Origin of the sequence: Chitinophaga silvisoli, from assembly GCF_003412465.1 — a bacterium.
In the GTDB taxonomy this organism is placed as follows: Bacteria; Bacteroidota; Bacteroidia; order Chitinophagales; family Chitinophagaceae; genus Chitinophaga; species Chitinophaga silvisoli.
In genome coordinates this window covers 1-1,113 of record NZ_QTJV01000075.1, presented here as the reverse complement: position 1 = coordinate 1,113, position 1,113 = coordinate 1, and the positions used below count along the sequence as shown (strand labels likewise).

The window sequence follows — 1,113 nt, the reverse complement described above, 5'->3', positions numbered from 1 at the left end:
AAGACTTTCAATAATAGATTTACAAAGTATTCTATCATCACCTTGAAATCCAATATCATCTAATATATTATTTATATCTTTATAAATAAGAATATAATCATCATCAAAATCTTCTTGAGAACTAGTATTAGCAATATTAAAACTAGTATTAGTCTTAAAATCCATAATTGAAAGTTTAAGAACTCTTCTTAGATTACTACTATAAACAAGAACACAAGTACCTATAATTTTAAATTATACATAAGTAGTTCTAAGAAGAGTTCGATTATTTAGACGAAATGGCTAATTAGCTTTTTCAGCAGAATGATAAACAAAAGGATTAATAGCTTTATGTTTATCAGTAATAGCAGCTCTTAAATCATTAATAGCTATAACTTTAAACTCAACAAACCAAACTTTCTGTCCTTTTTTATATCCTTGATTTTGTCCAAAAGTACCAACAGTAATAGAACGAGTTAGTTCAGTATCATTAGTAATATACTTATTAACAAATTGAGGACTAAGAACATTATGTTTAAGATAAAGATGATAGCCACGTTCAAGAGTAGAACGGTCAATAATAATCTTATCCATTTGATTCATACCAATAAGTTCAGCATCTTCTTTACTAATTTTAGCAATAATTGGCATAATCTCAACTGTACTTACTTTATTATTAATAACACCAAACAAACTTTCATTTTGGCAAAGAGCAACAACACAATAATGTTTAGCAATAACTACATTAGTAAGAATAGCGTCAAGTGCTTCACTTGTTATTTCGCTAATGTCAGTAGGTATTTGAATACCAAAATCTTTAAATTTACTTTCAACTTTAATCATAACACTAAATTATTTAGTTTTAATAATACTATCAATACCAATATTTCCAAGTTTAAGTTTACTAGGAACTTTAACTTCTTTTTTATTCCTTTCTCCACTATGAAATTCTCTAGTGTATTTAGGTTTAGTTTCACTTTTATCTTTACCCATAACTTAATTGTTTTTAGCAAATGTAAGAGTTTGAATGAATCTACCAAGAGAAAAACTATTTTTAACATTTACATCATAGAGGATTATATGATTATAAATATGCAAGTCATATTCCCCGTGGAGGATGAAGATGAGTTAGAC

At 26.6% G+C, this 1,113-nt stretch carries 2 protein-coding genes; both read right to left on the bottom strand.

The window, feature by feature from the left end:
- Window positions 1-282: 282 nt before the first annotated feature.
- Window positions 283-822 (bottom strand): hypothetical protein, encoded by a 540-nt coding sequence (locus DXN04_RS34485; RefSeq protein ID WP_116857943.1) that lies wholly within the window; start codon window positions 820-822, stop codon window positions 283-285.
- A 9-nt stretch (window positions 823-831) separates the two neighbouring features.
- The gene (locus DXN04_RS35150) at window positions 832-972 is read right to left on the bottom strand and encodes a hypothetical protein (protein ID WP_158569346.1); all 141 of its coding nucleotides are present in this window, start codon (window positions 970-972) and stop codon (window positions 832-834) included.
- Window positions 973-1,113: the final 141 nt, after the last annotated feature.

Bases quoted from the DNA above. Each gene is read 5' to 3' on its own strand.
- DXN04_RS34485 (WP_116857943.1), bottom strand. From the start codon at position 822: ATGATTAAAGTTGAAAGTAAATTTAAAGATTTTGGTATTCAAATACCT.
- DXN04_RS35150 (WP_158569346.1), bottom strand. From the start codon at position 972: ATGGGTAAAGATAAAAGTGAAACTAAACCTAAATACACTAGAGAATTT.